Origin of the sequence: Streptomyces kanamyceticus (assembly GCF_008704495.1) — a bacterium.
Classification (GTDB): Bacteria; Actinomycetota; Actinomycetes; order Streptomycetales; family Streptomycetaceae; genus Streptomyces; species Streptomyces kanamyceticus.
Genome location: NZ_CP023699.1, coordinates 9,447,722 through 9,473,864 on the forward strand (window position 1 = coordinate 9,447,722; position 26,143 = coordinate 9,473,864).

Genomic DNA, 26,143 nt, shown 5'->3' on the forward strand with positions numbered 1-26,143 from the left:
AGGCGACAGTAGAGGAAGTGCCGGTGTCCCGCCCAAATACGGTCTGTCGTTGCAGAGTTCACCGCTTCGAGCGACAGATATATGCACATCTCGGTGGATCGCCACCCGTGACCGGCCAAGGAGTGGCAGGCTGGCGCGAAGCACCAGTCCGGGATTGTCCTCGAGTCATCCGCCACGAGTCGGCGAGACCAGTCCCGGTGGGAAAGGGACAGCGTCGCCATGGCAGATCACCAGGAAGCATCCGTCACCCTGCCGAGCGATCCTGCCTCGGTCCCCGCGGCCCGTAAGTACGTCTCGCGGGTGCTCATGGAGTGGGGCCTGCCAGGAGAGGCCGAAGTGGCGGACACGATCAGGCTGATCGTCTCCGAGCTCGCCACGAACGCCGTGCAGCACACCCTCGGCCAGTCGCCGACCTTCACCGTGGGCCTGGAGCTCGACCGGGACGAACAGCTGCGGATCGGCGTCACCGACAGCCACCCCCGCTACCCCAAGCGGCTGCCCGCCGCCGTCCAGCAGGACAACGGCCGCGGCATGGTGATCATCCGCTGGCTGGCCGCCGAGTGCGGCGGCAGGCTGTCGGTCAGCCCCACGGAGGAGGGCGGCAAGACGGTCTGGATCGCCCTGCCGTGGACCGCCCCGGTCAAGGACAGGCCCCGCGACCCGGCCCACTGACCTCCCCCGCCGCCCCGGCTCAGCCCGCCGAACGCCCGTAGGTCCCGCGCAGCAGCGCCCTGAAGGAGTCCGCGGCGGCGGTCGACTCGTCGGTCCGGTGGACGACGGAGATGGTGCGCCGCAGGTCACCGGGTTCGAGCAGGCGCATGCCGACCGGTGTCGCGGCGGTGCGCGCCACCATCTCCGGCACCACGGCGATGCCGAGCCCGGCGCTGACCAGCGCGCACACCAGGGCGTAGCCCGGCGTCTCGACCAGCACCGAGGGCGTCGCACCGGCCCGCGCGAGCGCCCGCTCCACGGCCTGCCGGGGCGGATGCGTCGGCGCCATGCTGATCAGCGGCTGCCCGGCGAGCGCCCGCAGCGGCAGCCTTGCCGTCCCGCTCGCAAGGGCGTGCCCCGGCTGCGTCACCAGGACCAGCTCCTCGACCAGGATCCGCTCGGCCGAGACGGCGGCGGGCAGCGGCACCGTGTCGGCGGGCTCGTAGGCGTGGGTGAGGGACAGATCGACCTCGCCCGCCGCCACCGCCGCGACGCCGAACGGCGGTTCGTAGCCCGCGACGGTCAGCTCCACGTCCGGGTGGGCCCTGCGGAACGCGGTCAGGACGGGCGGCAGCAGATGGATCCCGGCGGTCGTGAAGGTGCCGACGCGGAGCCTGCCGCCCGACAGGCCCGCGAGCTGCGCGAGTTCGTGCCGGGCGCGCTCCATCTCGTCGAGCACCCGGCGGGCCCTGGCCGCGAGGAGTTCGCCCGCGCCGGTCAGCCGCGCCCCGCGGTGATGGCGTACGAGCAACGACGTCCCGGCCTCCCGCTCCAGCTTGGCCAGTTGCTGGGAGAGGGCGGGCACGGTGTAGCCGAGGCGCTCGGCGGCCCGCGTGATCGAACCGGCCTCGGAGACCGCGACGAGTGCGGCGAGCCGCGTGGGGTCGTACATGGCAGCTCCCTGCGCCGCGAAGGACGCGCGTACGGCGGTGGGCGGCAGGCCGCCCGGAACCCGGAGTGGGTGTGGGTAAACGACTGCTTAAGGCACAGTCAGGATATTCCACATACCCGTTGAAGGCTCAGGACCGGCAGGCTGGGCGGCATGGACGCACAACTGGTCGCCTTCACCCTGTTCGCGGCGGGCATGGTCGCCATGCCCGGTGCCGACTTCACCGTCGTCGTACGCAACTCACTCGTCTCGCGGCGGGCGGGCGTGGCCAGTGCGATCGGGGTCGCGGCCGGACTCCTGGTGCACACGGCCCTCGCGGTCGCGGGTGTCGCCGCGGTGCTCGCCGCGGTCCCCGCGCTCTTCCGGGCGCTCCAACTGGTCGGCGCCGCCTATGTGCTGTACCTCGCCTACCGCGCGCTGCGCTCAGCGGCACGACCGCGCGACATGGCGCAGGACGTGGTGACGGTGCGGGCGGGCGGTCTGCGGGAGGGCTTCCTGACCAACGCCCTCAACCCCAAGGCGTCGATCACGTTCCTGAGCGTGCTGCCCCAGTTCGTGCCCGCGGGCAGTCCCGCGATGCCCAGGACCTTGCTGCTCGCGTCCATCGTCGTGGCGCTCGCCCTGTTGTGGTTCCCGGTGGTGGCGCTGCTCGTCGACCGGCTCGGCAGGTGGCTGCGCAGGCCCCGCACGGCCCGCGCCATCGAGGCGGTGACCGGTGCGGCGCTCGGCGTGCTGGGTCTCGTACTCCTGGTGGAGCCTGTCCTGGCCTGACTCCGAGCACTCCGGAGTGCTCGGAGTCAGGCCGGTGGGGCGAGGGTCAGCGGACCCTGCCGTACCAGACGCTCTTGGTCCAGATCCTCTCCAGGCGCACCACGGTGTTCCGCTTGGGCGCGTGCCAGATGCGGCCGTTACCGGCGTAGATCCCGACGTGGTAGACGTTCCTGCCGGAGTGGAAGAACACCAGGTCGCCGCGGGTCCGCTGGGACTTGGAGATGTGCTTGGTCTTGTTGTACTGCGCGGCGGCGGTGCGCGGCAGCTTCTTGCCCGTCTTCTTGAACGAGTACAGCGTCAGGCCCGAGCAGTCGAACCGGTTGGGTCCCACCGCGCCGTAACGGTAGGGCGAGCCCTTCTTGGAAGCCGCGATCTTGAGCGCCTTCGTCCCGTGAGTGGCCGCTTGTGCTTCCCCGGTGAGCCCGGGGGCCACCACCGTGCCGCCTACGACGGCGAGCGTGAGGGCCGATGCGGCCCCTGTCCTGCTGAGCAGCGACGGAACATGATTCAGCGCAGTCATGCGCAACCCTTCGTCAGCCGCCTGTGAAGGATGACCTGTCGGGTTCGGGCAGGCGAAGATGCCCGGCCGCGTCGTGCTCTGCGGCTTCACCCCAAGGGCGCGTCGTCCGGACCTTCCGGACGGGCCCGCCGTGCTTGGGTCCTCCACTCCTGCCGTTGCACCGATGTCGACCGGTCATCCGGGTGGCGGCAGGACTCGGCGTCCGCCCGGACCGCCCCGCCGCTGTGGCGGGGGCTTGTCGTCGGAGAGGATCTTGACCCGACAAGGGCGAAAAAACCGAGCCGAAACGGCGTTTTGTGAGGCTCCTCACGACTGACCCGTTCAGGTGGACACCGCCCGAAAGGGGAGGCCGTCCCGGTGGTCGACGACGGTTCGACCAGCACCGGAATGGTTCGTTCCGCACTCTTCGTAGGCGCCTGACGCAACTCTCGGCCATGCCCTGGCGGACCCTCGGCTACGCCGTTCGGGGTAGCTCGTCTGGTCCGTTTCAACACGCCTCCGGACGTTCCGAAGAGTGCGGCGCGGCGGATTCCGGGCCTCCGGCGGCGGCCAACGGGCGGACCGCCACGGAGATCTGGGCGAAGAGCTTGATCAACTCTGCGACGGGGGTGGCACGGTGACCCGGCGGGTCCGGCGCTCGCCGTCGAGCACGCGCAGCGCACGGGCCAGCGTCGGCGCGTGCACTTCGCTCTCGCCGCGCCGGTGCATCAGCGTCAGCGCGTCCCGCAGGGCCGTCGCGCTGCTCACGAGCGCCTGGGCCGCGCGCAGCCCGCCGTAGGTGAGTTCGCCCCTGGCCGGGTTGATCCGGCCGACCAGGTCGACGACTTCGAGGTAGCGGTCGACCAACTCTGCCTCGGCGCGCGTCAGCGCGGGCAGGGGCGGGAGGTCGGGCAGCATGCCGGGCTCACCTTCCCTCGCGCGCGGACGGTGCGCCCTCGTGCGTGGTCAGTGTGCTCTTGCGGCTCGGGATGATGCGGTCCACCAGGCCGTACTCGACGGCCGCGGGGGCATCGAGGATCTTGTCCCGCTCGATGTCGGCGCTGATCCGCTCGGGGCTCTGTCCGGTGTGCCGTACGAGCAGTTCCTCCAGGAGCCGCCGGGTGCGCAGGATCTCGTCGGCCTGGATCGTGAGGTCGCTCGTCTGCCCGTGGATCGGCTCGGTGACGGACGGCTGGTGGATGAGCACGCGCGCGCCGGGTAGCGCGAAACGCTTGCCGGGCGTGCCCGCGGCGAGCAGCACGGCGGCGGACGACGCCGCCTGCCCCAGGCAGGTCGTCTCCACGTCGCAGGCGACGAACTGGATCGTGTCGTACAGGGCGGTCATCGCGCTGAAGGAGCCGCCGGGGGAATTGATGTAGAGCGAGATGTCCCGGTCCGGCGCCAGGTATTCGAGGTGCATGAACTGCGCCATCACGTCGTTCGCCGACGTCTCGTCGATGGGGGTGCCGAGGAAGACGATCCGTTCTTCGAGGAGCTTGGAGTACGGATCCAGGGTCCGCGTCCCCGAACTCGTGCGCTCGGTGAACTGGGGCAGGACGTAACGGGCGGACGGGCGGCTCAGCGGGCGGCTCAGCGGGTGGTTCGACGGACGGTTCATGGGACGGCCTCTCTTCGCATCTCTCCGCAGCACTCTGTAAAAAATGTACAGGACGTACGTTCGCGGTGGGGAGGGGTCCGTAATCCTCGTGGCGCGGGCGGAGCCCTCGCGTACGCTCGACGGGCCATGCCGAGGGAAGGGCGAGAGGGGTCGGGGCGGGTCATGGAACGGAACGAGAAGGACCTGCTCGCGCTGGAGGTCGACGTCATCCACGGCCTCGCTCCGGGGCGGGCCGGGGTGTGCGCGAGAGTGACGGACCCGTCGGTGCGGGCCGTCTGGTCCTGGTCGCCGGGAGCGCGGCTGCTGGCGCTGGGCCCGGACGTCGAGGATCCGGGGACGGCCGACGGCTCGGCTCAGCCGTACGCTCCGGGCGAGACGCCCGTCGTACTGACGCGCATCGCGGCGGCCCTGCAGACGCCGGGCGAGCCGGTCGGGGTCCAGGGCGGCCCGTGCTTCACCTTCCCCGACCGCCTGGCGACGCATCGACCCGCGCCCTTTCCGCTGCTGGTCTCGGATGCCGAAGGGCGTGGCGCCGCAAGGAAGTTGAGGCGTCCCGACAACTGGCAGCCCGGCGAGTGGGCGGAGCTGATCGCCGGGGCCGCGGGGGAGTGGGTCATGGCCGTACGCGACGGCGAGCCCGTGTCGATCTGTCACACCCCGGCCGCGAACACGCGCGCCGCGGAAGCGGGTATCTGGACCCGCGCGGACCACCGGGGCCGTGGCCTCGCACCGGCCACGGTCGCCGCATGGGCGCGCCGCGAGGGCCCGCGCAGGGACGTGCTCTTCTACAGCACCACGATCGACAACCACGCCTCGCGGGGCGTGGCCCGCGCTCTCGGCCTCACACCGCTGGGGTGGATCTGGACGGTGCGCTGAGCGAGGGGGTACGCCCCGCGCGCGGGGAACGGGTTTCTGAGGCGCCGTTTAAGCTGGGTGCATGGCCTACGAGATTCCGGTGACGCAAGCCCGGGCAGAGCTCGCCGAGCTGATCAACCGCGTCGTCTACGGCGGCGAGCGGGTCGTCGTGACCCGGCACGGCAAGCCACTCGTGGCACTGGTCTCGGCCGCCGACCTGGAGCGCCTCGAAGGGCTCGCGCAGGAGCCGGAGGAGCACACCATCAGCTCGGTCACCTCGCTCGGCAGCACGTCGTCGTCCCCCGCCGAACCGCACCGATTCGGCATCGCGGCGGAGCATCGGGGTCCGGGCGCGACCTGACTGAACACCCAACTCCACTGCTAGGAGAGGGAAGTTCAGGTGCGGGGAGGGGTGCGCCTCGGCTAACCGGCACCGTCTCGAGCCGGACCACGGGCCGCTGGTGAGTGCCGTCCTCGCGGCAGCGTGCCGAGCAGCGCGACTGTCAGGCCGAGGGTGGCCTGCAGGGTGGGGTTGAAGGCTCGCGCGGGGGTGTGCCTCAGTTGACCGGTGCCGTCTCGGGCCGGACTGCGGGCCGCTCGGTGGCCTCCGAGGGGCATCTATCTCGCAGTAGTGCGGGCGCGCCTCAGTTGACCGGCGCTGTCTCGGGCTGGACCGCGGGCGGCTCGGTGGCCGGTGGTGAGTGCCGTCCTCGCGGCAGCGGGCCGAGCAGCACGGCGGTCAGGCCGAGGGTGGCCTACAGGGTGGGGTTGAAGGCTCGCGCGGGGGTGTGCCTCAGTTGACCGGTGCCGTCTCGGGCCGGACTGCGGGCCGCTCGGTGGCCTCCGAGGGGCGCCTTTCTCGCAGCAGCGCTGGCGCGCCTCAGCCGACTGGCGCTGTCTCGGCCCGGACCGCGGGCGGCTCGGTGGCCGCTGGTGAATGCCGTCCTCGCGGCAGCGGGCCGAGCGCTACGGCCGGCAGGCCGAGGGCGGCCCGCAGGGCGGGGCCGAATGCTTGCGCGGGGGTGGCTCAGCTGATCCGCGCCGCCTCGGCCCAGACCGCAGGCCGCTCGGCGGCTGCCGGGGAATGCCGTCCTCGCGGCAGCGCGGGCGCGCCTCAGGTAACCCGCGCCGCCTCGGCCCGGACCGCAGGCCGCTCGGCGGCTGCCGAGGAACGCCGTCCTCGCGGCAGCGCGGGCGCGCCTCAGCTGACCCGCGCCGCCTCGGCCCGCGCCGAGGGCTGCTCGGCGGCCGCCGGTGAACGCCGTCTCCGCAGCGCCGCGCCAAGCACCACGGCCGTCAAGCCGAGGGCGGCCCACAGAGCGAGCGTGAGGGCAGGGCCGAAGGCTCGCGCGCCGTCGAAGAAGGAGACCGAGCGCAGGAGGGAGCCGCCCGCCCCCGGCGGCAGCAACTGGCCGATGGTGCCGACCGGTTCGGGCAGCAGCTGCGGCGCGGACGTCACGCCGGAGAACGGGTTGCCGAGCAGCACCATCGACAGGGCGCCGATCCCTATCCCCACGGGTCCGAGCAGCGCGGCGAGCCCCGCGACGGTGGCGCTCACCGCGAGAGTGGACAGGCCCAACGCCCCCGCCTCCGCCCACCAGTTGCCGGTGAGCACGCCGAGCCAGCTGTGCGTGAGCGCGGCGGTGACCGCTCCCACGAACGCGGCGGCGACGACGAGGGCGACCACCGCACGGATGCCACGGAGACCGCGCAACGTCACGAGCGCCCCGGCCGCGACCCCCGCGATCGCCAGCGGCAGCACGCTGGCCCCGAGGGCAGAGCCCCGCGGATCCGCCTCGGGCGCGGGCACCACGTCGACCGTCGGCACCGCCCTGCCTTCCGGAGCCTGACGCTGCACCGCCTGCTGAAGCAGTTGCGCGACGACGGGACTCGCGGCTGACGCGGTCAGCAGCTTCGGCCCCTGGGGCGTGGCGACGACCGCGCCGTACACGGCCCGGTCCTCGATGGCGTCGCGGGCCGCGCCCTCATCGGCGTACCGATGGACCTCGAACGCCCCCTGCTGCCGCTGGAGTTGCTGGGTCAAAGGGCCCGCCGCCGCGGCCGGTCCCGCGACGCCGAGCGGCAGATCGCGGGGCGCCGTCCGCGCGGCGGGCCACGCGAAGGCCCAGAGCGCGAGGGCCGCGAGGACGGGGACGAGAACGGCCACCATCACGATCTGACGCGCCTGCGGGGGCGCGGTGGCGGGCGGCGTGGTCATGGGGTGCTCCTCCGCGAAAGGGTCGCCCGGCGACGAATGGTCCCGGGCCGCCGTGCGAAGCGACTGAACCTGCGAGGCGACTGAACCGGCAAAGAGAATGAACCTTCGTTTTACGCCATTCACTCTCCCGGGGCGGCGGCTCGCTTGTCAAGAATGAATGTTCGTTTTACGTTGAGCCCATGGCCCGGGTATCCCAAGAGCACCTCGACGCGCGACGTCGACAGATCCTCGACGGCGCGGCGCTCTGCTTCGCGCGCAACGGCTTCCACGCCACGTCGATGCAGGACGTGCTGAAGGAGGTGGGCCTCTCGGCGGGCGCGGTCTACCGCTACTTCCGCGGCAAGGAGGAGCTGATCGAGGCGATCGTCGCCGAGGTGCTCGACGACATCCGGGGCGTCTTCGAGGCGGCCGCCGAGCAGAGTCCGCCGCCCCCTCCGCACGAGCTGGTCGGCGAGGTCCTCGGCAACGTCCTCGACCTCAAGCCGGGTCTCGCGGACGGCGCCAAGTCGTACTACCCGCGGCTGATGATCCAGGTGTGGACGGAGACGCTCCGCAACGACGACCTGTCGGGCCTCATCCGCGAGGGGTACATCGGGGTGCGGGCCGCGTGGGTGCGGGTCGTCGAGGGGTACCAGGAGGCCGGAATGATGTCCTCCGACGTACCCGCCGACCATGTCGCGCGGACCATGATCGCCGTGGCTCAGGGCTTCGCCGCCCAGTATGCCCTGTTCGACGACGTCGCCGTCGACATGCTGCAGAACGGCCTGCGAGGGCTGGTGAGTATGGATCTCCCCAGCTGATAGTCATGAGCCGGTCAATGGCTGGTTAACCTCGTTGAAACTCCTCCCAACTACCCTCCCATGCCACGCCACCAGCGGATTTCGTAGCCAGGGTGCGTAGATCATGCGCACTCGCTGTGTGTTACATCTATATCTGTCGCGGTGGCCGCGGCAGCCGGACCCCGCACGGTTCGGAGCTAGGACTGTGAGGTGGGACGCGTGCAACTGACCCCGCACGAGCAGGAGAGACTGCTCATCCATGTGGCCGCGGATGTGGCCGAGAAGCGAAGGGCGCGGGGGCTGCTGCTCAACCACCCCGAATCGATCGCGCTCATCACCTCCCACATCCTCGAAGGCGCCCGCGACGGCCGTACCGTCGCGGAACTGATGTCCTCCGGGCGCGCGGTGCTCACCCGCGACGACGTCATGGAGGGCATCGCCGAGATGATCCACGACGTCCAGGTCGAGGCCACCTTCCCGGACGGCACGAAGCTCGTCACCGTCCACGATCCGATCGTCTGACGGGGGACCGCGCCTCATGCATGCCGCAGCGCACGCTGTCACGGGTCGGGGAACGATCCCCGGCGAGATCCTCTTCGCCGACGACCCCGTCTCCTTCAACGAGGGCCGCGAGGTCACCCGCCTCACGGTCCTCAATGCCGCCGACCGCCCCGTCCAGGTCGGCTCCCACTACCACTTCGCCGAGGCCAACCCGGGTCTGGACTTCGACCGCGGCGCCGCGCACGGAAAGCGGCTGAACATCGCCGCGGGAACCGCCGTGCGCTTCGAGCCCGGAATTCCCGTTGACGTCGAACTCGTTCCGCTGGCCGGCAAGCGCATCGTGCCCGGTCTACGCGGAGAGACCGGAGGTGCCCTCGATGCCTGAGCTGTCCCGTGCCGCGTACGCCGATCTGTTCGGCCCCACCACCGGCGACCGCATCCGGCTCGCCGACACGGATCTGCTGATCGAGATCGAGGAGGACCGCTCCGGCGGGCCGGGACGCTCCGGCGACGAGTCGGTGTTCGGCGGCGGCAAGGTGATCCGCGAGTCGATGGGCCAGTCGCGGACGACCCGTGCCGAAGGCGCCCCCGACACCGTCATCACCGGCGCCGTGACCATCGACCACTGGGGCATCGTCAAGGCTGACATCGGTGTCAGGGACGGCCGCATCACCGGCATCGGCAAGTCCGGCAACCCCGACACGATGGACGGTGTCCACCCCGAGCTCGTCATCGGCCCGGAGACCGAGATCATCGCGGGCAACGGCAAGATCCTCACCGCGGGCGGCATCGACACCCACATCCACTTCATCTCGCCGACCATCGTCGACGAGGCCCTCGCCTCCGGCGTGACCACGCTCTTCGGCGGCGGCACGGGCCCTGCCGAGGGCAGCAAGGCGACCACCATCACGCCCGGCGCCTGGCACCTGGCCCGGATGTTCGCCGCGCTGGAATCCAGCCCGGTCAACATCGGCTTCCTCGGCAAGGGCAACACCGTCAACGCCGAGTCCATGCACGCCCAACTCCGCGCGGGCGCCGTCAGCTTCAAGATCCACGAGGACTGGGGCGCGACCCCCGCCACCATCGACGCCTGTCTGAACGTCTGCGAGGAGACCGGCGCCCAGCTCGCCGTCCACACGGACACCCTCAACGAGGCGGGCTTCGTCGACGCCACCTTCGATGCCGTGGCGGGCCGCACCCTGCACGCCTTCCACGTCGAGGGCGCGGGCGGCGGCCACGCCCCCGACATGATCACGGCCGTCTCGCTGCCGAACATGCTGCCGAGCTCCACCAACCCGACCCGGCCGCACACCGTCAACACCGTCGAGGAACACCTCGACATGCTGATGGTCTGTCACCACCTCAACCCGGCCGTCCCGGAGGACCTCGCCTTCGCCGAGTCCCGCATCCGGCCCACGACCATCGGGGCGGAGGACATCCTGCACGACATCGGCGCCATCTCGATCATGTCGTCGGACTCCCAGGCCATGGGACGCATCGGTGAAGTGATCATGCGTACGTGGCAGACCGCGCACGTGATGAAGCGGCGCCGGGGCTACCTGCCCGGAGACATACGCGCCGACAACCACCGCGCACGTCGCTATGTCGCCAAGTATACGATCAACGCGGCCGTCGCCCAGGGCATCGACCACGAGCTGGGCTCGGTGGAGTCCGGCAAGCTCGCCGACCTGGTCCTGTGGGAACCGGCGTTCTTCGGCGTCAAGCCGCAGGTGGTCCTCAAGGGCGGCCAGATCGCGTACGCGCAGATGGGCGACGCCAACGCGTCGATCCCGACCCCGCAGCCGATCCTGCCGCGCCGCATGTACGGCGCGCACGGCAGGGCCCCCGCGCTCAACTCGATCAACTTCGTCACCCAGTCGGCCCTCGACGACGGACTGCCCGAACGCCTCGGCCTGGACAAGCAGTTCACCGCGATCCGTTCGACGCGCGGCCGCTCGAAGGCGGACATGTACGAGAACGACGCGCTGCCCCGGGTCGAGGTCGCCCCCGACAGCTTCGCCGTCACCATCGACGGCGAGCTCGTCGAACCGTCGCCCGCCGCGGAACTGCCGCTCGCGCAGCGGTACTTCCTCTTCTGACGGCTTCGACCACCGAGGTTTCGACGGTCTCAACTCACCTGGCGACGATCACATGTCACGAGCAGCACTTCTCGTCCTGGCCGACGGACGTTTCCCCGCCGGCGGGCACGCCCACTCCGGCGGGGCCGAAGAGGCCGTCAAGACGGGCCGCGTCACCGGCGCCGCGAGCCTGGAGTCCTTCTGCCGGGGCCGGTTGCACACCACCGGCCTGGTGACGGCCGCCCTCGCGGCGGCCGCCGCCCTCGGCGTCGATCCGGTGGACCTGGACGTGGCGGCGGACGCCCGTACGCCGTCCCTGGCGCTGCGCATCGCCGCGCGGCGCCTGGGGCGGCAGATGATGCGGGCCGCCCGGGCCACCTGGCCGGACCCGGAACTCGACGCGCTGGCACGGCGGTTCCCCAAGGGCGCGCATCAGCCCGTCGTGCTCGGCCTCACCGCCCGCGCGGCCGGGCTCGGCCCCGAGGACGCGGCGTACTGCTCGGCGTACGAAGGGATCAGCGGGCCCGCGACCGCGACGGTGCGGCTGCTGAGCCTCGATCCCTTCGACGCCACGGCGGTCCTTGCCCGGCTCGCCCCGGACGTCGACCGCGTGGTGCGCCAGGCGGTCGACGCGGCGGCGCGTGTGCTGGACGACGGCGTCGGCGCGTTGCCCGCGGGGTCGGCGCCGCTTCTGGAGATCGGGGCGGAGGCGCATGCCGCTTGGCCTGTGCGGTTGTTCGCCTCCTAGCTGGCTTGGCTGATGTCGCGGGGCTGTGCCCCGGACCCCCTTTCGGCCTGAACGGCCTCGTCCTCAAACGCCGGACGGGCTGAAAACCCTCTCCGTGCCGGACGGGCTGGAGACCCTCTCCGCGCCGGATGGGCTGAAAACCCCGTCCGATCCCTACTCACTGAAATCTGGAGCCGTAACCATGCACCTCGACCACTCCCACGACGGCCCCGCCGCCGTGTCCGCCGACGCCCACCGTCCCGACGGAAGCCGCCGCGCGCTGCGCATCGGTCTCGGCGGGCCCGTCGGGTCCGGCAAGACCGCGACCGTCGCGGCGCTCTGCCGCGAGCTGCGCGACGAGCTGTCCCTCGCCGTCGTCACCAACGACATCTACACCCGCGAGGACGCCGAGTTCCTGCTGCGCGAAGCCGTGCTGCCGCCCGAGCGCATCACCGCGGTGGAGACCGGCGCCTGCCCGCACACCGCCATCCGCGACGACATCTCCGCCAACCTGGAGGCCGTGGAGGACCTGGAGGACGAGGTCGGCCCCGTCGATCTGATCCTCGTGGAGTCCGGCGGCGACAACCTCACCGCCACGTTCTCCAAGGGGCTCGTCGACGCGCAGATCTTCGTCATCGACGTCGCGGGCGGCGACGACATCCCGCGCAAGGGCGGGCCCGGCGTCACCACCGCCGACCTGCTCGTCGTCAACAAGACCGACCTGGCCCCGCACGTCGGCTCCGACCTCGCCCGGATGGCCGCCGACGCGAAGGCCGCGCGCGCCGAACTGCCCGTGGTCTTCCAGTCGCTGAGGTCCGAGGATGGGGTAGGACCCGTCGCCGCCTGGGTGCGGGCGCAGTACGCCGCGTGGACCGCGTCCGCGTGACGGTCGACCTCGCCCCCCGGGGCGTCACCCGAACGGGCGGCGGCGCGGGCGTCCGCGGCACCGCCCGTGTGGAGGCCCGCGCCGACGGGCGTGGCGGCACCGCGCTGCCGGTGCTCGACGGCGAGGGCCCGCTCGCGCTGCGCCGCACCCGGTCGACCGGGTCCGGGGCGCACATCACGCTCGTCGGCGCGATGAGCGGTCCCCTGGGCGGCGACCGCCTGACCGTCGACGCCACCGTGCGCGCGGGCGCCGCGCTGCACATCGGCTCCGCGGCGGCCACCATCGCGCTGCCGGGCCAGAACGGCGACTTCGCGCGCTACGACGTACGGCTGACCGTCGAGGACGGCGCGGAACTGCACTGGCTGCCCGAGCAGTTGATCTCGGTCCGCGACAGCGACCTGCGCGTCACCACCCGCGCCGACCTCGCCCCGGGCGCCCGCCTCGTGCTGCGCGAGGAACAGGTCCTGGGCCGGGTGGCCGAGGCGCAGGGGCGCCTCACCAGCCGCCTCACGGTGTACCGCGCGGGCAGCCCCCTGCTCGACCAGGAACTGTCCTGCGGGCCAGGCGCCCTCGCGGGCTGGGACGGCCCCGCCGTCCTCGCGGGGAACCGGGCGGTCGGGCAACTGGTCGTCGTACGGCCGGAGTTCGCCGAGGACATGCCCGGGCCCGCGCCACTGGGGGAGTGGGCCGCGCTCACTCCACTGGCGGGCCCCGCGGTCCTGGTCACCGCTGTGGCGCCGGACGCGCTGCGGGTGCGCAGGGCCCTGGACGAGGCGCTGAACACCCTGGGCTGACAGACCGTTTTAGTTCTCCCTTCGCTGGAGCACGACGTACCGAGCCGCCCAGTCCGTCACGCCCCGCTGTCGGCCGAAATCGGAGATCCGGTGGTCGAGCACGGTGAACCAGGTGGTCACCGCGGTGCGGAAGGTCTCCTCCGTGGTCCAGGACGGTCCGCTGGACTGGTGCAGGGCGTCCTCCTCGGTGAGCGCGGCGGCTCCGACGTGTATCCACAGTCCGCCGGGGCGGCACATCCGGGCCATCGCCGCGGCGAACGTCCGGCGCTCACGGTGGGTGGGGCAGGTGTGCAGTACGCCACGGTCGAGGACCACGGGGAACGGGTCCAGGGGCGGGTGAGCGGTGACGTCGAGTACCTCGTAGCGCACGGCCGCATCGGCCGGTGTGCGGCGCCGGGCCTCGGCGATCGCCCGGGGCGAGAAGTCGCAGGCCGTCACCGTGTAGGAGCGGTCGGCGAGCCACCGCGCGGTGGTGCCGAGCCCGCAGCCGACATCCAGTACGTGGGTCGGCGGCGGAGCGTGCTCGGTGAGGAGTTCACCGAGCAGTGGTGGCGGCTCCTCGTCCCATCCAGGGGTCGTGGAGTCGTACGTGTGGTCCCATTCAGCCGCGTTGAGGGAGCGCAGCGGCCCGGTGGCTTCGCCTTGAGACATGGTCCTTGATCCCTTCCGTCAACTTACGACCGGCCAGCGGGAGATGCGGGAGGGCAGCCACCACAGCAGAGAGCCGACCTGGTGCACGAGGCCTGACTTCAGGAACGCTTCGATCTCCTGTTGCCGGAAATCCGACACGGGGGCGCCGTCCAGCAGTGATGCCAGTTTCCCCTTGTGCACCTTGCGCATGAGGACGCGCCGCTGCGTTCCGTGGCGCAGGTCGGTGACCTCGACGAAGCCCTTGCCGCGCCGGTAGCCGCACTTGTTCATGTGGAACGTGGCGCGCCACTGATCGAGGACGGCGTCGCCGTCGGGACCGGCCACCGAACGCGGCGGGTAGAGGTGGCTGAACAGCCGCCACTGTCCGATCTCGGTGCCGAGGTCCAGCTCCCAGTCGACGGAGAGGCCGTGCCCGGTCAACTCCCGCACATGGGTGAGCCCGCGGACCGCGTCCCGGTCACTCTCGGGGTCGCCGTGGCCGAGGAGCACGGGCCCCGGAAGGGCGACGTGCCGGGTGCCTCGCGCGACCAGGTCCGAGACGGTCCGCACAGCGGTGTCGTCGTACGGACCCTCTCCCATGTAGATGCCGTCCCTCGCGCGCGTCTCCTCGTCGCGTTCCCGCCAGCACCGGAGCGCCGTCGCCGTGCTCGTTTCCGGTACGCGGCCCACCGGGTCCTGGAGCAGCGCGGGCACCAGGGCGGGACTGCTGTCACGGGTCACCCAGCGCATGAGGTCCTGGTTGGCGGCGAACGGTACGACGTGCACGGTCTGGCCACCGTCCTCGAAGAGCAGCCCCAGCGTGCGCCAGCGGGCGAGCACGGCCGACAGGTCCTCCGCGGCGATGTCGTGCTGGGCTTCCCGGAGCTTCTTCGCCAGCACCTCGCTCGTACACGGCTGTTCCAGGAGCCGGAAGGCGGCCATCTCCCAGGGTTCCTCGATGCTCAGCGTCCGCCAGGCGAAGCCGGGCCGGGTGTTGGTGAGGACGATGGAGTCCGTCAGGTCGCACTGGGTCAGCCGCCCTCGGGGGAACTCGTGACGCCAGGTCTCGACGGCCTTTTCCAACCGCTCCGCGTGCGCGGTGGAGATGCCTTGGTGCGCCGCGTCGAAGACATAGGCCATGTCCCGGAGTTCGGACTCCGGGAGATCGTAGATCACCGCGTAGTGAGCGGCGGGCCGCAGGTCGCCGAAGCCGAGTTCCGGGCGGTTGAAGTAGGGGCTGAAGCGTTCGATGGCTATCCGGGTCACTCCATTGGGCGGAGCGAGGTGATGGATGGCGGGGAACTGGTCGATCACCGAGTCGTAGTCGTCCTCGGTCTCGGCGGGAAAGCCGAAGAGGTAGTTCCACACGACGCCGAGGCTCACCGACTCCGCGTCCCGCAGCATGCGGACGTTCTGGCAGCCGGTCACCCCTTTGTCCATCAACTTGAGGACACGGGCGCTGAGGCTTTCGATGCCCGGCTGCACGTAGTGGATTCCCGCGGCGACGAGCGAGGCGAGCTGCTCGCGGCGCATGTTGGACTTGATCTCATAACTGATCCGCAGGTCGCATTCGGCCTCCGCGAGCCTCGGGACCACCGACCGCAGATACGTCATGTCCAGGATGTTGTCGGCCACGGCGACGTTGAGCACCTGGTGGCGTTCGGTCATCGCGAGCAGTTCGTCGACGAACCGGTCCGGGCTCTTGCTGCGGAATTCCATGAACGAACCGTTGAGCCCGCAGAAGGTGCAGTGATGCTTTTGACCCCACCAGCAGCCGCGTGAACTCTCCAGGACCAGATGGGGCTCGGCCATGGCCCTGGCGCGAGAGGCCGCGTGCTGCTCGAAGTAGTCCGTGTAGTCCGGGGTGACCAGTGCCGACGCGGGCAACGGGGCCGCCCGCATGGCATTGGCGTGCGAGACGCCCTCCGCATCGCGCCAGCAAAGCCCGGGAATGTCCGCGGGGTTCGACTCGTCGCGAAGGCAGGCGAGCAGCCGCGTGAACGACACCTCGCCCTCACCGCGGTTGACGTAGTCGATGAAGGGGAAGCCGCGATGGAGCGCGGCGCCCTGGGGGCCGTCACAGTTGCCGCCACCCAGCACCACACGCACTTCTGGCGCGGTCTTCTTGATGAGCCTGGCCGCGGCGAGAACGGCACTGTTCTGCGCGAAGGTCGTCGAGAAGCCGACGACGTCGGGCCGGTCGGCGAGAATGCGGCCGACCAGGGACGCGATGTATTCGGGGGCGAGCGCGTGCAGCTCTCGCCCCTTGTTGAGCATGTCTCCCGGCACCGCTCCCGCCACGAGGTCCGCGAATGCGGAGTTGCGCCACTGCGGATCGTCGTACAGCGCGGAGGAGAAGATCCACTCGCTGTAGCCGGTGAAGTAGGAGTCCCAGCAGAAGTTGTACTCCTCACGCGTGAGACCTGCTCGCTCGGTGATCCAGTCGAGGTAGTCGAGATTGGCGTTCACGACGTCGACACGACTCTCCGGGAACTCGTCCGCGACGCGACGCTTGAGGATTCCCAGGGCCAGGGAAGGGAAGTCAATTGAGGCCCAGGGCATATTGACCAGGGTGATGTGCACCGTGTGACTCCTTCAGCGTGACGGACTGGTTGCCGGTAGCGGTTCGTTGCAGAGGACACCGACATCCGCGGCGGCGAGCTTGCCGAGTAGGAACCGGCCCTGCGCACTGGTCGCGATCAAGGGACCACCGGGCGCGGCGCTCCGGGTCACGTGGTTCTTCGGCAATGAGTACACCTGTTCCCGTACGGGATCGGCCAGCAAGGAGGAATCGCCGCCCGGGCCGTGCGGGGCGAACCTCGCCGGAGCGCACCGGATCCACGGATGCGGGCGCAGCGCGATGTGTTCCGCAGGGGGTTGCGCCGCGGCTTCGGCGGGCCCGGCCGCCGCAGGACCGGAGATCCGGCGCATGCCGTGCTTCAGCCGCCGCAGCATGTCGGGGCGCTCGGGTCCGCCGACGACGGTGTGCCGCCTGCCCACCCTGCCGCCCAAGTAGTTGAGTTCGCGGTTGTCGGCGAACGCATCGGACCCGTCGAGGACCACGCCGAAGGACTGCGGATCGGCCACCAGGCGGGTTTGCGGCTCGACCACCATGAGCTCGAACGCGTCGATGGCGAACTTGTCGCGGTTGCGTTCGAGGAAGCGGAGCGATTCCTCGGACTCCTCCTCGGTCTCGTCCAGAAGGCCGCCCATGATCGAGAGATTGACCCGTATGTCCGCCGCTGCGAGGTTGTCGAGAATGACTTGGAAGTCCCCGGCCTGAACGCCCTTGTCCAGTCTGTCGAGCAGCCGCTGTGTGACGCCTTCGTAGCCGACGGCCATTCCCTCACAGCCCAGTTCTGCCAGTTCCTGGCAGAAGCCCGGATCGAGCAGGATCGGCTCAAGGCGGTTGCGCGTATTGAAACGCACCTGAACACCGCGCTCGCGCACCAGGCGCATGGCGCGGGCGAGCAGTCGCAGATTGGTGTTCTCATCGACAACGGTGACGAAGTCGATTCCGGTGTTTTCTACGATGTGGCATACCGCGTCCGCGAGTTGCCTGGGGGAAGCCTGCTGATACGCCCCGCGTTCGAGAGACCGATTGCCGTAGGAACAGAAGATGCAGCGTCCCCAGTAGCAGCCCACACAGGACACCATGGAGAGGACAACGGTGTCATTGAGGTAGGAGTGCACCTTCAACCCGGCGTAGTCAGGCGGGCCGATGTCCTTGAAGCGAAGGGTTGGCAGTCGGCTCGGGCCTGCCACGCCCTCGGGGCTCAGCCATCGCATCCCCGGCACGTCGGAGCGCGGCGCGTTTCCATGGAGGTGGGCCAGCCAGCGCTCCAGGGGCTCCTCACCCGCCGTGATACAGAGAGCGTCCACGGCCCTGCGTACCGATGCCATCGATGCCAGTTCGGAGTGGCGCAGCATGACTTGCTGCCCGCCGAGGCAGATGGGCATGCCCGGGTGGCGCTGGCGGATCCATTGGGCGATCAGCAGAGCGGGCGCCAGCTGGCTGAAGAAGGCGACGGAGATGCCGACCGCCCGCGGCGCGGACTCGTCAAGAGCCTCGGTCAGCAAAGTGTGCAGATTCCCGGTCGCGAAGTCGAGGGAATCGACCCTCGATTCCGACAACCGTTCAACCGCCTGGTCGAGCGAGTCGAAGTCGTCCCACACTTGCGACAACGCCGAGTCGCGCATCATCAGTTGGGCGCTCTGCCGGGCCAGTCGCACCGCGCGTACGGGACCCAGGCGGGGCGCCGGGTTCTTCGTCAGGACGAAGTCGCGCATTTCGCCGAGATGCCGCACGGCGGCATCGGCTACGACCGCTCGATACCAAGTGGGCAGATCTGGTGCCTCGTCCAGGGCCTGGGCCTTGCGCATGAGTGCCGGGCCGTCAAGAAGCCGGTGGACCAATTCGATGCCCAGATCGACCTGATGGGCGCTGTAGCCGAATCGTCGGACGTGACCGGCGAGATAGGGCAAACTCAGATAGGGAAAGAGAGTTGCCTCCGTTGGCGGCGGAAAGAGCAGCAAGAGATCCATGCCATCCGTCCTGATCCGGACAGTGCGACCGAGAACCGAAGGAGCTCACAAGCGGGCGCCGCTCCGACCTCGCGGCCTTCAGGCGGCAGATCTTGTGAGCTCCTCATGCAGCGATTCAGCCGGGCCGATCAGCCCGCCGGTATCTCCGAGGAGCGGTCTGCATTCTTGGCGATGTAGTTGTAGGCCGTGGACGAACCGCTGACTTGCAGTTCGTCCATCTCGAGTACCTCAAGTTCGCCGAGGTCGCTGTCGACTTCGGTGCTCATCTGGATGTCCATCGAACCTCCATGTGTGAGTGGAACATGAAACTGGAGTGCATTTCTGGGACTCCGGTTCTCGAACAGACTCGCTGTGACGTTTCCTCATGGTCAAGGGCGCCATTGAGCCATGATCGGCTGGACGGTGCGCCGCCGCCGTCGCCCCGGCCTCGTCGTAGCCTCGTCCTGACCTCGGGCTGACCTCGGACGACCGGATGTACGCCGCGACGAGCAGGGCGCCGCCCCCCTCCGGACCCGTGTCCGGATGTCACCGACCCACCCTCCCCGTTGAGCGGTTCAGGGTTCACCGTTTATCGGATTGGTAAAGAACCCCCGCCACATCTGTCGCAGGGAACCTAGCGGCGCGAGGATCCCTCGTACTGATCGAATCTGCTCGAATCGATGTGCGGGAGGCCCCACTTGCGACGGACCCCAGGAAACAGACGGACCGCGGTGCTCGGCACCGCGGGCACCCTGGTCACGGCCACGCTGATCGCGGGCGCCATGGCCGCGCCCTCGGCGAACGCCGACGCGGGTGCCCGCTCCGGGAAGGACCGCGAGGCGCGCGGTGTCGCGCTCGCCGCGCAGCGCGCAGCGAAGGCCGGCGTCGACTGGCGGGACTGCCCCGCCGACTGGGGCCTGGAGAAGCCGATCCAGTGCGGCTGGGTCTCCGTGCCGCTCGACTACGCGAAGCCCAACGGCAAGAAGATCAAGATAGCCGTCGACCGCATCGGCAACACCGGTTCCGAGAAGGAGCGTCAGGGCGCCCTCGTCTACAACCCAGGCGGCCCCGGCGGCTCCGGCATGCGCTTCCCGACGCGCGTGACCAAGAAGAACCCGGTCTGGGCCAAGACCGCCAAGGCGTACGACTTCGTCGGGTTCGACCCGCGCGGCGTCGGCCACTCCACGCCGATCTCCTGCGTCGACCCGCAGGAGTACGTGAAGGCGCCCAAGGCCGACCCGGTGCCCGACTCCGAGGCCGACAAGCGCGCCCAGCGCAAGCTCGCCGCCGAGTACGCGGACGGCTGCGCCGAGCGCAGCGGCTGGATGCTCCCGCACATGACCACGCCGAACACGGCGCGCGACCTCGACGTGGTCCGCGCCGCCCTCGGCGAGAAGAAGCTCAACTACCTGGGCGTGTCCTACGGCACCTACCTGGGCGCCGTCTACGGCACGCTCTTCCCCGCCCACGTCCGCCGCATGGTCGTGGACAGCGTGGTCGACCCCTCCCGCGAGAAGATCTGGTACCAGGCCAACCTGGACCAGGACGTCGCCTTCGAGGGCCGCTGGAAGGACTGGACCGCGTGGGTCGCCAAGAACGACGCCACCTTCCACATCGGTGACACCCAGGCCAAGGTGCAGCAGCAGTGGGAGAAGCTGCGCGCCACCGCCAAGAAGAACCCGATCGGCGGTGTCGTCGGCCCCGCCGAGCTGACCGCCTTCTTCCAGGGCGCGCCCTACTACGACTCGTCGTGGGTGCCGGTCGCCGAGACCTGGAGCAAGTACCTCGCCGGGGACACCAAGGCGCTCGTCGACGAGGCGGGCCCCGACATGTCCGACACCGCGGGCAACATCTCCGACGAGAACGGCAACGCTGTCTACACCGCGGTGGAGTGCGCCGACGCCAAGTGGCCGACCAGCTGGCGCAAGTGGGACCGGGACAACACCCGCCTGCACAAGGACTATCCGTTCCTGACCTGGTCCAACGCGTGGATGAACCTGCCGTGCGCCACCTGGCCGACCAAGCAGCAGACCCCGCTGAAGGTCAAGACCGGCAAGGGCCTGCCCGCCGTGCTCATCGTGCAGTCCCAGCGTGACGCGGCCACCCCGTACCAGGGCGCCGTCGAGCTGCACAAGCGCTTCAAGGGCTCCCGCCTGATCACCGAGAAGGACGCGGGCTCCCACGGAGTCACCGGCCTGACCAACCCGTGCATCAACGACCGGGTGGACGGCTACCTGCTCGACGGGAAGACGGACGCCAAGGACGTGACGTGCGCACCGCACGCCACGCCCAAGCCGTAACACCCCGCGTCTGACGGGTTCCTGCGTGGTTCCTACTGGGAGATCGCCTCGGTCCTAGGCCCGGCGATCTCCCGGTAGTCCGCCGTCCGCAGCGCCAGCGAACGGTCGAGCCGCGCGGCGTTGAAGAAGATCTCCTCGTGCTCCAACAGCGCCGGATCCACGACGAGTTCGAGCTCGGGGTCGAAGGAGAACGGCAGGATGGTGCCGCTCACGCTGCCCGAGAGCCGCTCCGCCACCTCCTGCGTCGCGAAGCCCGCGTACGTACCGCCGAGCAGCGCCTTGAGCGCGTTGAGGTCGACGCGCCGGTCGCCGGGCACCACGGCCAGGACGTACCGCTTCGTCTTCTTGCCGATCTTCACCATCACCACGATGCACTTGGCGGCCTGCTCCAGCGTGTTGCCGCGCAGCGCGCTCACCGCCTCCGTGGCGCCCTCGGCCTCGTGCTCGATGACGCGGTACGTGGCACCCCGCTCATCGAGCAGTCCCACCAGCTTCGTGTACTGGGCGTGCTGCTCGCTCACTTACTTCTCCCGCCGTGCCAACCAGGCGTCTTCCGCCGAGTAGTTGAAGAGATCATAGTTCGCGGCCATCTTGGGGAACGCCTCGCGCCAGTCGCGCTCGCGGAGGTGATCGACGAGCCAACGGACCGTCTCCTCAAGGGATTCGGCGTACGTCGTGACGGGCCTGTACCCCAACTCCCGCTCCGCGGCCGCCATGTCGTACACCACCGGGTGCGCGGCTGACCACATCGTGAGGCCGACGCCGGGCTCCGGCGGCCCGCCCTCCACCAGTACCGTCTCGGTCTCGACCCCCATCACCGCGTCCACCGAGGCCCCGATGTCGGCCACGGTCGGCGCCTCGGGGTCGCCCGCGTTGAGCACCCGGGAGCCGGGCCGGGCCGCGGCGAGCCGCACGAGCTCGGCCAGCGTGCGCACCCCCACCGGGTGGAACCGGCTGCGGCCGCCGTGGGCGAGCACCCGGGTGCGCCTGCCGTCGAGGTTGCGCTGCACGAAGTACAGCTCGCGGGGCCCCCGGCAGTACGGCCCGTGGATCGCCCCGGCCCGCAGCAGCGTCACCGGCAGCCGGTCGCCCAGCGCGAGCAGTCCCCGCTCCAGCGCTATCTTCCGGGTGCCGTACGTGGAGTCGCCCGGCGCCACGGTGGGTTGGTTCTCGGGGATCGGCACCGGGTACCGGGGAAAGCCGTCAGGATCGTCCTGGGTGTCGAAGCTCCGGCCCTGTGCGTCCGCGTAGACGGCACCGCTGGAGAGCACCACGGCGGACCCGATCCGATCGGTGAGCGCGGCGTACTGCCGGGCGTGCGCCGCCGTGAACGCCACCATGTCGACCACGAGGTCCACGCCGTCGCCGAGCACCCCGGCGAGCTCCGCATCGACCTCCCGGTCGAGCCTGACCGCCTGTACGTCACCTGACCACCGCTCGTCGCGCCCGCCGCCCCGCGACGCCGCCGTCACCGTCCAGCCGTCCTCGACGAGGGCCCGCACCGTCGCGCGCCCGGTCTGTCCCGTCGCGCCGATCACCACCGCGTTCTTCATGATCGGACCGTACGCCCGAGTCGCGGGCCGAGGAGGGCCGCTCTGCTCTCAGCAGAGCTGAGCAGACCAGAGCGGAACGGCTCAGCTCAGCGGCATCCGCGGGAACTTGCGGGGCTCCTTGGCGCCCGCCGCCGTCCGCTCGGCCTCCTCCGCCTTCACGACGGCCGCGTACTTGTCGACGTACTCCTGCCCGGAGAGCCCGAGGATCGCGTACATGATCTCGTCGGTGACGGCCCGCAGGACCGCCTTCTCGTTGTCCATGCCGGAGTAGCGCGAGAAGTCGAGCGGTTCGCCGAAACGAATCGTCACCTTCTGGAAGTTGGGCACCTTCTGGCCGGGCGGCTGCGCCTCGAACGTGCCGATCATCGCGCAGGGGATCACCGGCACCTGGGCCTTGAGCGCCATCGCGGCGACGCCGACCTTGCCCTTGTAGAGGCGGCCGTCGTGCGAACGGGTGCCCTCGGGATAGATGCCGAGCAGCTCGCCCTTGCGCAGCACGCCGAGCCCCTCGCGGATCGCGGCCTGGCCCGCCTCCTTGCCGGAGCGGTCCACCGGGATCTGCCCGGCGCTGCGGAAGAACGCGGCCGTCAGACGGCCCTTGACGCCGGGCCCGGTGAAGTACTCGGCCTTCGCGAGGAAGGTGATGCGGCGCTTGATGATGGCGGGCATCAGGAAGTGGTCGGAGAAGGACAGGTGGTTGCCCGCGACGATCGCCGCGCCGGACTCCGGAATGTGCTCCAGGCCCTCGATCCTCGGCCGGAACATCAGCCGGAGGAGAGGGCCGAGGATCACGTACTTGAGCAGTAGATAGAACATGGCGGCTGCCTTCCCCCTGGACCCGGTGCCGACGCAGAGTAGCCAATCGGCGGCGCGGACGCGAGAGCCCGTTCGGGCCCTTGCGCGCGGCCGGGCGGGGGACCGACCGGCGCGGCAGCTGGAAGTACCGCTCCGGCGGAGGGTGCGCTGGCTTCTTCCCGGCGTCCTGGACGCCACAGAACGTCACCGTCACCGGAGGTTTCGCATGCGCCCGTCCACCGTCGCGGCCGCCGTACTGATCGCGCTCGGCGCGGCCGTCCCCGCCCATGCCGCGGAGGGGCTCCCCGCCCCGCAAGGCGGTCTCTTCCTGACCGTCTCGGGTGCGGACGACACCTGGATCCGCGGTGTGCTCCTTCGCTGCGCGCCCGAGCCCGCGGGCCATCACCCGCAGGCGGCACAGGCGTGTGCGGCCATCGAGGCGGCCGCGGGGGACTTCGACGCGCTGCCCGACGACCCGCACGCGTGCACCAAGGAGTTCGACCCGGTGACCGTGAGCGCGAAGGGCACCTACGGGGGCCGGGCGATCAGCTGGCACAAGACGTACCCGAACGCCTGCACCATGGATGCCGACACCGGGTACGTCTTCCGCTTCTGACCGGTCGGGTCCCCGGCCGGTGTGCGCCTCAGGTGGTGCTGCGGGACAGCACCATCGCGAGGGTGATCAGGCCGAGTACGACCCAGCCGAACCAGAGCCAGCCGTTGCTTCCGAGCGTCACCGTGTAGGCCGTCACCATGACGAGGCCGCCAATGGTGAACGCGCCCATCGTCTTCGTGGAATCGGGCATCGCTGAGCCTCCTCCCGGCAGCCTCGTGCGCCGGGGCGCGGTGGCTGCGGTCCGAGGGCCATCGTCCCCCGTGAAGCCCGGTTGCCGCTAGCGTCCGCGTGCGGCCAGTGAGGCCAGATAGGCGTTGTACGCCTCGAGGTCCTTGTCGCCGTCCCGGTCGGCGGCGCGGTCCTTGCGCCGTGCCTCGCGGTCCTCGGACTTGCGCCACTGGAAGAGCAGCGCCACCAGGACCACCACGGACGGGATCTCGCTGAAGGCCCAGGCGATGCCGCCCGCCGCCTCCTGGTCGGCGAGCGGATCGATGCCCAGTGAGGCGGGCGGATGCATGTAGGTGCCGATCATCGGCTGGGTCGCCATCATCAGCGCGATGCCGAAGAACGCGTGGAACGGCATGCCCGCGAAGAGCTCCAGCATCCGGAAGATGTGGCCGGGCCGGTGCGGCCCCGGGTCGATGCCCATGATCGGCCAGAAGAAGACCAGGCCGACGGCGAGGAAGTGCACCATCATCCCGATGTGGCCCGCCTTGGAGCCCATCAAGGTGTCGAAGAGCGGCGTGAAGTAGAGCGCGTACAGGCTCGCGATGAACAGCGGGATCGTGAACGCGGGATGCGTGATGATCTTCACGTACCGGCTCTGGAGGATCCAGAGCAGCCACTCGCGGGGACCCTTGTGGCCGCGGGCCGCCACCGGCAGCGCGCGCAGCGCCAGTGTGATCGGGGCGCCGAGCAGCAGCAGGATCGGCGACAGCATGCTGATGATCATGTGCTGCACCATGTGCACGCTGAACATGACCATGCCGTAGTCGTTCAGCTTGGTGCACATCACCAGCAGGATGGTGAGGACGCCGATCACGAAGGAGATCGTGCGGCCCACCGGCCACTTGTCACCGCGCCGCACGAGCCGCGCCACGCCCCACCCGTACAGGGAGAGGGCCACCAGGCAGCCGATGAGGAAGAAGGGGTCGGCCGACAGTTCGAGGCCTCGCCCCAGCGTGAACGGCGGCAGATCCATGTTCATGCCGTGCCCGCTGTGATCCATCCAGTGGCTCCTGATTCGTGCGGATTGTGCGACGTGTTCGGCACCAGAGTAGAACTGCCCCCGGCCGCTGGCGCGACCGGGGGCAGATAGTTCAACAAGCGATGAGTTACAGCACGCACTCCGCTTCGGCGTACCGCTCGTCCGGCACGGTCTTCAGCGTCTCGACGGCCTCGGCGAGCGGCACCATCGTGATGTCCGTGCCGCGCAGCGCCGTCATCTTGCCGAACTCGCCGCGGTGCACGGCCTCCACCGCGTGCCAGCCGAACCGGGTCGCGAGGACGCGGTCGTACGCGGTGGGGGTGCCGCCGCGCTGGACGTGGCCGAGGATCACCGGACGCGCCTCCTTGCCGAGGCGCTGCTCCAGTTCGAGGGAGAGCTGCCGGGCGATGCCCGCGAACCGCTCGTGGCCGTAGACGTCCTTGCCGCCCTCGTCGAACTCCATGGAGCCCGCGCGGGGCTTGGCGCCCTCCGCGGCCACCACGATCGCGAACTTCTTGCCCGCGGAGAAGCGTTCACCGACCTTCGCCGCCAGCTCCTCGATGTCGAAGGGGCGCTCGGGGACGACGATCGCGTGCGCGCCCGCGGCCATGCCCGAGTGCAGGGCGATCCAGCCCGTGTGACGGCCCATGACCTCGACGATGAGCACGCGCTGGTGCGACTCGGCGGTGGTCTTGAGACGGTCGAGGGCCTCGGTCGCGACGCCGACGGCCGTGTCGAAGCCGAAGGTGACGTCGGTGACCGCGATGTCGTTGTCGATGGTCTTGGGGACGCCGACGATGGGCAGGCCCCCGTCCGAGAGGAGCCGCGCCGCCTTCAGCGTGCCCTCGCCGCCGATCGGGATGACCGCGTCGAGGCCGAGGTCGGCGAGGTGCCCCTTGGCGCGCTCGACACCGTCACGCAGATGGGCGGGCTGGACGCGCGACGAGCCGAGAATCGTTCCGCCGCGGGCGAGGATGCCGCCCACCGCGTCGAGGTCGAGCTTGCGGTAGTCGCACTCCAGGAGGCCCTTCCAGCCGTCGTGGAAGCCGATGACCTCGTCGCCGTGGTCCACCACCGCGCGGTGCACGACGGAGCGGATGACGGCGTTCAGTCCGGGGCAGTCGCCTCCGGAGGTCAGGACACCAATGCGCATAGCCCGGAATACCTTTGCAACGTGGGCCGAGGTCCGGAC

General features: G+C 70.3%; 28 protein-coding genes. 13 read left to right on the forward strand and 15 right to left on the reverse strand.

The window, feature by feature from the left end; translation table 11 throughout:
- The first annotated feature begins 219 nt into the window (after positions 1–219).
- A complete protein-coding gene (locus CP970_RS40860) occupies positions 220–672 on the forward strand; it encodes an ATP-binding protein (protein ID WP_055552163.1) in 453 nt (150 codons plus the stop codon).
- Between the two features lie 19 nt (positions 673–691).
- Here the strand turns inward: CP970_RS40860 and CP970_RS40865 are convergent, their stop codons facing one another.
- Entirely contained in the window at positions 692–1,603 is a 912-nt protein-coding gene (locus tag CP970_RS40865; RefSeq protein ID WP_055552164.1) for a LysR family transcriptional regulator, read from the reverse strand.
- Between the two features lie 150 nt (positions 1,604–1,753).
- Here CP970_RS40865 and CP970_RS40870 point away from each other — a divergent pair, with 150 nt between their 5' ends.
- The gene (locus tag CP970_RS40870; protein WP_055552165.1) at positions 1,754–2,371 is read left to right on the forward strand and encodes a LysE family translocator; all 618 of its coding nucleotides are present in this window, start codon (positions 1,754–1,756) and stop codon (positions 2,369–2,371) included.
- Between the two features lie 46 nt (positions 2,372–2,417).
- On the opposite strand, the gene CP970_RS40875 is transcribed toward CP970_RS40870, so the two are convergent.
- From CP970_RS40875 to CP970_RS40885, 3 genes are all read right to left on the reverse strand, one after another.
- Positions 2,418–2,891, reverse strand: coding sequence for a C40 family peptidase (locus CP970_RS40875; RefSeq protein WP_055552167.1), 474 nt, complete (start codon positions 2,889–2,891; stop codon positions 2,418–2,420).
- Between the two features lie 591 nt (positions 2,892–3,482).
- Positions 3,483–3,788 (reverse strand): hypothetical protein, encoded by a 306-nt coding sequence (locus CP970_RS40880; RefSeq protein WP_055552171.1) that lies wholly within the window; start codon positions 3,786–3,788, stop codon positions 3,483–3,485.
- Positions 3,789–3,795: 7 nt separating this feature from the next.
- Complete coding sequence (locus CP970_RS40885) at positions 3,796–4,452, reverse strand: ATP-dependent Clp protease proteolytic subunit (RefSeq protein ID WP_055552178.1); 657 nt, start codon at positions 4,450–4,452, stop codon at positions 3,796–3,798.
- Positions 4,453–4,650: 198 nt separating this feature from the next.
- On the opposite strand from CP970_RS40885, the gene CP970_RS40890 reads away from it, so the two are divergent.
- Positions 4,651–5,364 (forward strand): GNAT family N-acetyltransferase, encoded by a 714-nt coding sequence (locus CP970_RS40890; protein ID WP_055552174.1) that lies wholly within the window; start codon positions 4,651–4,653, stop codon positions 5,362–5,364.
- Positions 5,365–5,425: 61 nt separating this feature from the next.
- Entirely contained in the window at positions 5,426–5,704 is a 279-nt protein-coding gene (locus tag CP970_RS40895; protein WP_055552176.1) for a type II toxin-antitoxin system Phd/YefM family antitoxin, read from the forward strand.
- 840 nt (positions 5,705–6,544) lie between these two features.
- Here CP970_RS40895 and CP970_RS40900 read toward each other — a convergent pair.
- Positions 6,545–7,561: an ABC transporter permease gene (locus tag CP970_RS40900; protein WP_150494612.1), complete on the reverse strand. Its 1,017-nt coding sequence runs from the start codon at positions 7,559–7,561 to the stop codon at positions 6,545–6,547.
- A 179-nt stretch (positions 7,562–7,740) separates the two neighbouring features.
- On the opposite strand from CP970_RS40900, the gene CP970_RS40905 reads away from it, so the two are divergent.
- From CP970_RS40905 to CP970_RS40935, 7 genes are all read left to right on the forward strand, one after another.
- Positions 7,741–8,361: a TetR/AcrR family transcriptional regulator gene (locus CP970_RS40905; protein WP_055546797.1), complete on the forward strand. Its 621-nt coding sequence runs from the start codon at positions 7,741–7,743 to the stop codon at positions 8,359–8,361.
- 198 nt (positions 8,362–8,559) lie between these two features.
- Entirely contained in the window at positions 8,560–8,862 is a 303-nt protein-coding gene (locus CP970_RS40910) for an urease subunit gamma (protein ID WP_055546815.1), read from the forward strand.
- Positions 8,863–8,878: 16 nt separating this feature from the next.
- The gene (locus CP970_RS40915; protein WP_055546795.1) at positions 8,879–9,226 is read left to right on the forward strand and encodes an urease subunit beta; all 348 of its coding nucleotides are present in this window, start codon (positions 8,879–8,881) and stop codon (positions 9,224–9,226) included.
- Entirely contained in the window at positions 9,219–10,940 is a 1,722-nt protein-coding gene (locus CP970_RS40920; RefSeq protein WP_055546793.1) for an urease subunit alpha, read from the forward strand. The genes CP970_RS40915 and CP970_RS40920 overlap by 8 nt, the downstream gene beginning before the upstream one ends.
- A 52-nt stretch (positions 10,941–10,992) precedes the next feature.
- A complete protein-coding gene (locus CP970_RS40925; protein ID WP_055546790.1) occupies positions 10,993–11,667 on the forward strand; it encodes an urease accessory protein UreF in 675 nt (224 codons plus the stop codon).
- A 181-nt stretch (positions 11,668–11,848) separates the two neighbouring features.
- Positions 11,849–12,532 carry an urease accessory protein UreG gene (ureG, locus tag CP970_RS40930; RefSeq protein ID WP_055546788.1) on the forward strand — a complete coding sequence of 228 codons (684 nt, stop codon included), beginning with the start codon at positions 11,849–11,851 and terminating at the stop codon, positions 12,530–12,532.
- The gene (locus tag CP970_RS40935) at positions 12,529–13,326 is read left to right on the forward strand and encodes an urease accessory protein UreD (RefSeq protein ID WP_055546813.1); all 798 of its coding nucleotides are present in this window, start codon (positions 12,529–12,531) and stop codon (positions 13,324–13,326) included. Before ureG ends, CP970_RS40935 begins: the two co-directional genes overlap by 4 nt.
- A gap of 9 nt (positions 13,327–13,335) precedes the next feature.
- Here CP970_RS40935 and CP970_RS40940 read toward each other — a convergent pair whose 3' ends face one another.
- The 4 genes from CP970_RS40940 to CP970_RS44490 all read right to left on the reverse strand — a co-directional run bounded on the left by CP970_RS40940 (position 13,336) and on the right by CP970_RS44490 (position 18,779).
- Positions 13,336–13,977 (reverse strand): class I SAM-dependent methyltransferase, encoded by a 642-nt coding sequence (locus tag CP970_RS40940; RefSeq protein ID WP_055546786.1) that lies wholly within the window; start codon positions 13,975–13,977, stop codon positions 13,336–13,338.
- 18 nt (positions 13,978–13,995) lie between these two features.
- Positions 13,996–16,539: a RiPP maturation radical SAM C-methyltransferase gene (locus tag CP970_RS40945; RefSeq protein WP_063806065.1), complete on the reverse strand. Its 2,544-nt coding sequence runs from the start codon at positions 16,537–16,539 to the stop codon at positions 13,996–13,998.
- Between the two features lie 12 nt (positions 16,540–16,551).
- Complete coding sequence (locus CP970_RS40950; RefSeq protein WP_079043448.1) at positions 16,552–18,501, reverse strand: B12-binding domain-containing radical SAM protein; 1,950 nt, start codon at positions 18,499–18,501, stop codon at positions 16,552–16,554.
- A 128-nt stretch (positions 18,502–18,629) separates the two neighbouring features.
- Entirely contained in the window at positions 18,630–18,779 is a 150-nt protein-coding gene (locus CP970_RS44490; protein WP_157877694.1) for a hypothetical protein, read from the reverse strand.
- Between the two features lie 483 nt (positions 18,780–19,262).
- Here CP970_RS44490 and CP970_RS40955 point away from each other — a divergent pair, with 483 nt between their 5' ends.
- Positions 19,263–20,780, forward strand: coding sequence for an alpha/beta hydrolase (locus tag CP970_RS40955; RefSeq protein WP_224059389.1), 1,518 nt, complete (start codon positions 19,263–19,265; stop codon positions 20,778–20,780).
- A gap of 32 nt (positions 20,781–20,812) precedes the next feature.
- Here the strand turns inward: CP970_RS40955 and CP970_RS40960 are convergent, their stop codons facing one another.
- The 3 genes from CP970_RS40960 to CP970_RS40970 all read right to left on the reverse strand — a co-directional run bounded on the left by CP970_RS40960 (position 20,813) and on the right by CP970_RS40970 (position 23,149).
- The gene (locus tag CP970_RS40960) at positions 20,813–21,301 is read right to left on the reverse strand and encodes a YbaK/EbsC family protein (protein WP_055546780.1); all 489 of its coding nucleotides are present in this window, start codon (positions 21,299–21,301) and stop codon (positions 20,813–20,815) included.
- Entirely contained in the window at positions 21,302–22,333 is a 1,032-nt protein-coding gene (locus tag CP970_RS40965) for an NAD-dependent epimerase/dehydratase family protein (protein WP_224058989.1), read from the reverse strand.
- Positions 22,334–22,414: 81 nt separating this feature from the next.
- Positions 22,415–23,149, reverse strand: a complete 735-nt coding sequence (locus CP970_RS40970) for a lysophospholipid acyltransferase family protein (RefSeq protein ID WP_055546778.1) — start codon at positions 23,147–23,149, stop codon at positions 22,415–22,417.
- Between the two features lie 205 nt (positions 23,150–23,354).
- Between CP970_RS40970 and CP970_RS40975 the strand changes: the two genes are divergently transcribed.
- Positions 23,355–23,744 carry an SSI family serine proteinase inhibitor gene (locus tag CP970_RS40975; protein ID WP_055546776.1) on the forward strand — a complete coding sequence of 130 codons (390 nt, stop codon included), beginning with the start codon at positions 23,355–23,357 and terminating at the stop codon, positions 23,742–23,744.
- A 28-nt stretch (positions 23,745–23,772) separates the two neighbouring features.
- Here CP970_RS40975 and CP970_RS40980 read toward each other — a convergent pair whose 3' ends face one another.
- From CP970_RS40980 to CP970_RS40990, 3 genes are all read right to left on the reverse strand, one after another.
- Positions 23,773–23,934 carry a hypothetical protein gene (locus CP970_RS40980; RefSeq protein WP_107098911.1) on the reverse strand — a complete coding sequence of 54 codons (162 nt, stop codon included), beginning with the start codon at positions 23,932–23,934 and terminating at the stop codon, positions 23,773–23,775.
- Between the two features lie 87 nt (positions 23,935–24,021).
- Positions 24,022–24,972, reverse strand: a complete 951-nt coding sequence (locus CP970_RS40985) for a cytochrome c oxidase assembly protein (protein ID WP_055546774.1) — start codon at positions 24,970–24,972, stop codon at positions 24,022–24,024.
- Between the two features lie 106 nt (positions 24,973–25,078).
- Positions 25,079–26,104, reverse strand: a complete 1,026-nt coding sequence (locus CP970_RS40990; protein ID WP_055546772.1) for a 6-phosphofructokinase — start codon at positions 26,102–26,104, stop codon at positions 25,079–25,081.
- Positions 26,105–26,143: the final 39 nt, after the last annotated feature.

Coding starts and splice junctions, on each gene's coding strand:
- CP970_RS44490 (WP_157877694.1), bottom strand. CDS start 18,779: ATGGACATCCAGATGAGCACCGAAGTCGACAGCGACCTCGGCGAACTT.
- CP970_RS40860 (WP_055552163.1), top strand. CDS start 220: ATGGCAGATCACCAGGAAGCATCCGTCACCCTGCCGAGCGATCCTGCC.
- CP970_RS40955 (WP_224059389.1), top strand. CDS start 19,263: ATGGCCGCGCCCTCGGCGAACGCCGACGCGGGTGCCCGCTCCGGGAAG.
- CP970_RS40950 (WP_079043448.1), bottom strand. CDS start 18,501: ATGGATCTCTTGCTGCTCTTTCCGCCGCCAACGGAGGCAACTCTCTTT.
- CP970_RS40900 (WP_150494612.1), bottom strand. CDS start 7,561: ATGACCACGCCGCCCGCCACCGCGCCCCCGCAGGCGCGTCAGATCGTG.
- ureG (WP_055546788.1), top strand. CDS start 11,849: ATGCACCTCGACCACTCCCACGACGGCCCCGCCGCCGTGTCCGCCGAC.
- CP970_RS40980 (WP_107098911.1), bottom strand. CDS start 23,934: ATGCCCGATTCCACGAAGACGATGGGCGCGTTCACCATTGGCGGCCTC.
- CP970_RS40895 (WP_055552176.1), top strand. CDS start 5,426: ATGGCCTACGAGATTCCGGTGACGCAAGCCCGGGCAGAGCTCGCCGAG.
- CP970_RS40965 (WP_224058989.1), bottom strand. CDS start 22,333: ATGAAGAACGCGGTGGTGATCGGCGCGACGGGACAGACCGGGCGCGCG.
- CP970_RS40890 (WP_055552174.1), top strand. CDS start 4,651: ATGGAACGGAACGAGAAGGACCTGCTCGCGCTGGAGGTCGACGTCATC.
- CP970_RS40905 (WP_055546797.1), top strand. CDS start 7,741: ATGGCCCGGGTATCCCAAGAGCACCTCGACGCGCGACGTCGACAGATC.
- CP970_RS40915 (WP_055546795.1), top strand. CDS start 8,879: ATGCATGCCGCAGCGCACGCTGTCACGGGTCGGGGAACGATCCCCGGC.
- CP970_RS40920 (WP_055546793.1), top strand. CDS start 9,219: ATGCCTGAGCTGTCCCGTGCCGCGTACGCCGATCTGTTCGGCCCCACC.
- CP970_RS40985 (WP_055546774.1), bottom strand. CDS start 24,972: ATGGATCACAGCGGGCACGGCATGAACATGGATCTGCCGCCGTTCACG.
- CP970_RS40940 (WP_055546786.1), bottom strand. CDS start 13,977: ATGTCTCAAGGCGAAGCCACCGGGCCGCTGCGCTCCCTCAACGCGGCT.
- CP970_RS40975 (WP_055546776.1), top strand. CDS start 23,355: ATGCGCCCGTCCACCGTCGCGGCCGCCGTACTGATCGCGCTCGGCGCG.
- CP970_RS40925 (WP_055546790.1), top strand. CDS start 10,993: ATGTCACGAGCAGCACTTCTCGTCCTGGCCGACGGACGTTTCCCCGCC.
- CP970_RS40970 (WP_055546778.1), bottom strand. CDS start 23,149: ATGTTCTATCTACTGCTCAAGTACGTGATCCTCGGCCCTCTCCTCCGG.
- CP970_RS40875 (WP_055552167.1), bottom strand. CDS start 2,891: ATGACTGCGCTGAATCATGTTCCGTCGCTGCTCAGCAGGACAGGGGCC.
- CP970_RS40990 (WP_055546772.1), bottom strand. CDS start 26,104: ATGCGCATTGGTGTCCTGACCTCCGGAGGCGACTGCCCCGGACTGAAC.
- CP970_RS40870 (WP_055552165.1), top strand. CDS start 1,754: ATGGACGCACAACTGGTCGCCTTCACCCTGTTCGCGGCGGGCATGGTC.
- CP970_RS40865 (WP_055552164.1), bottom strand. CDS start 1,603: ATGTACGACCCCACGCGGCTCGCCGCACTCGTCGCGGTCTCCGAGGCC.
- CP970_RS40880 (WP_055552171.1), bottom strand. CDS start 3,788: ATGCTGCCCGACCTCCCGCCCCTGCCCGCGCTGACGCGCGCCGAGGCA.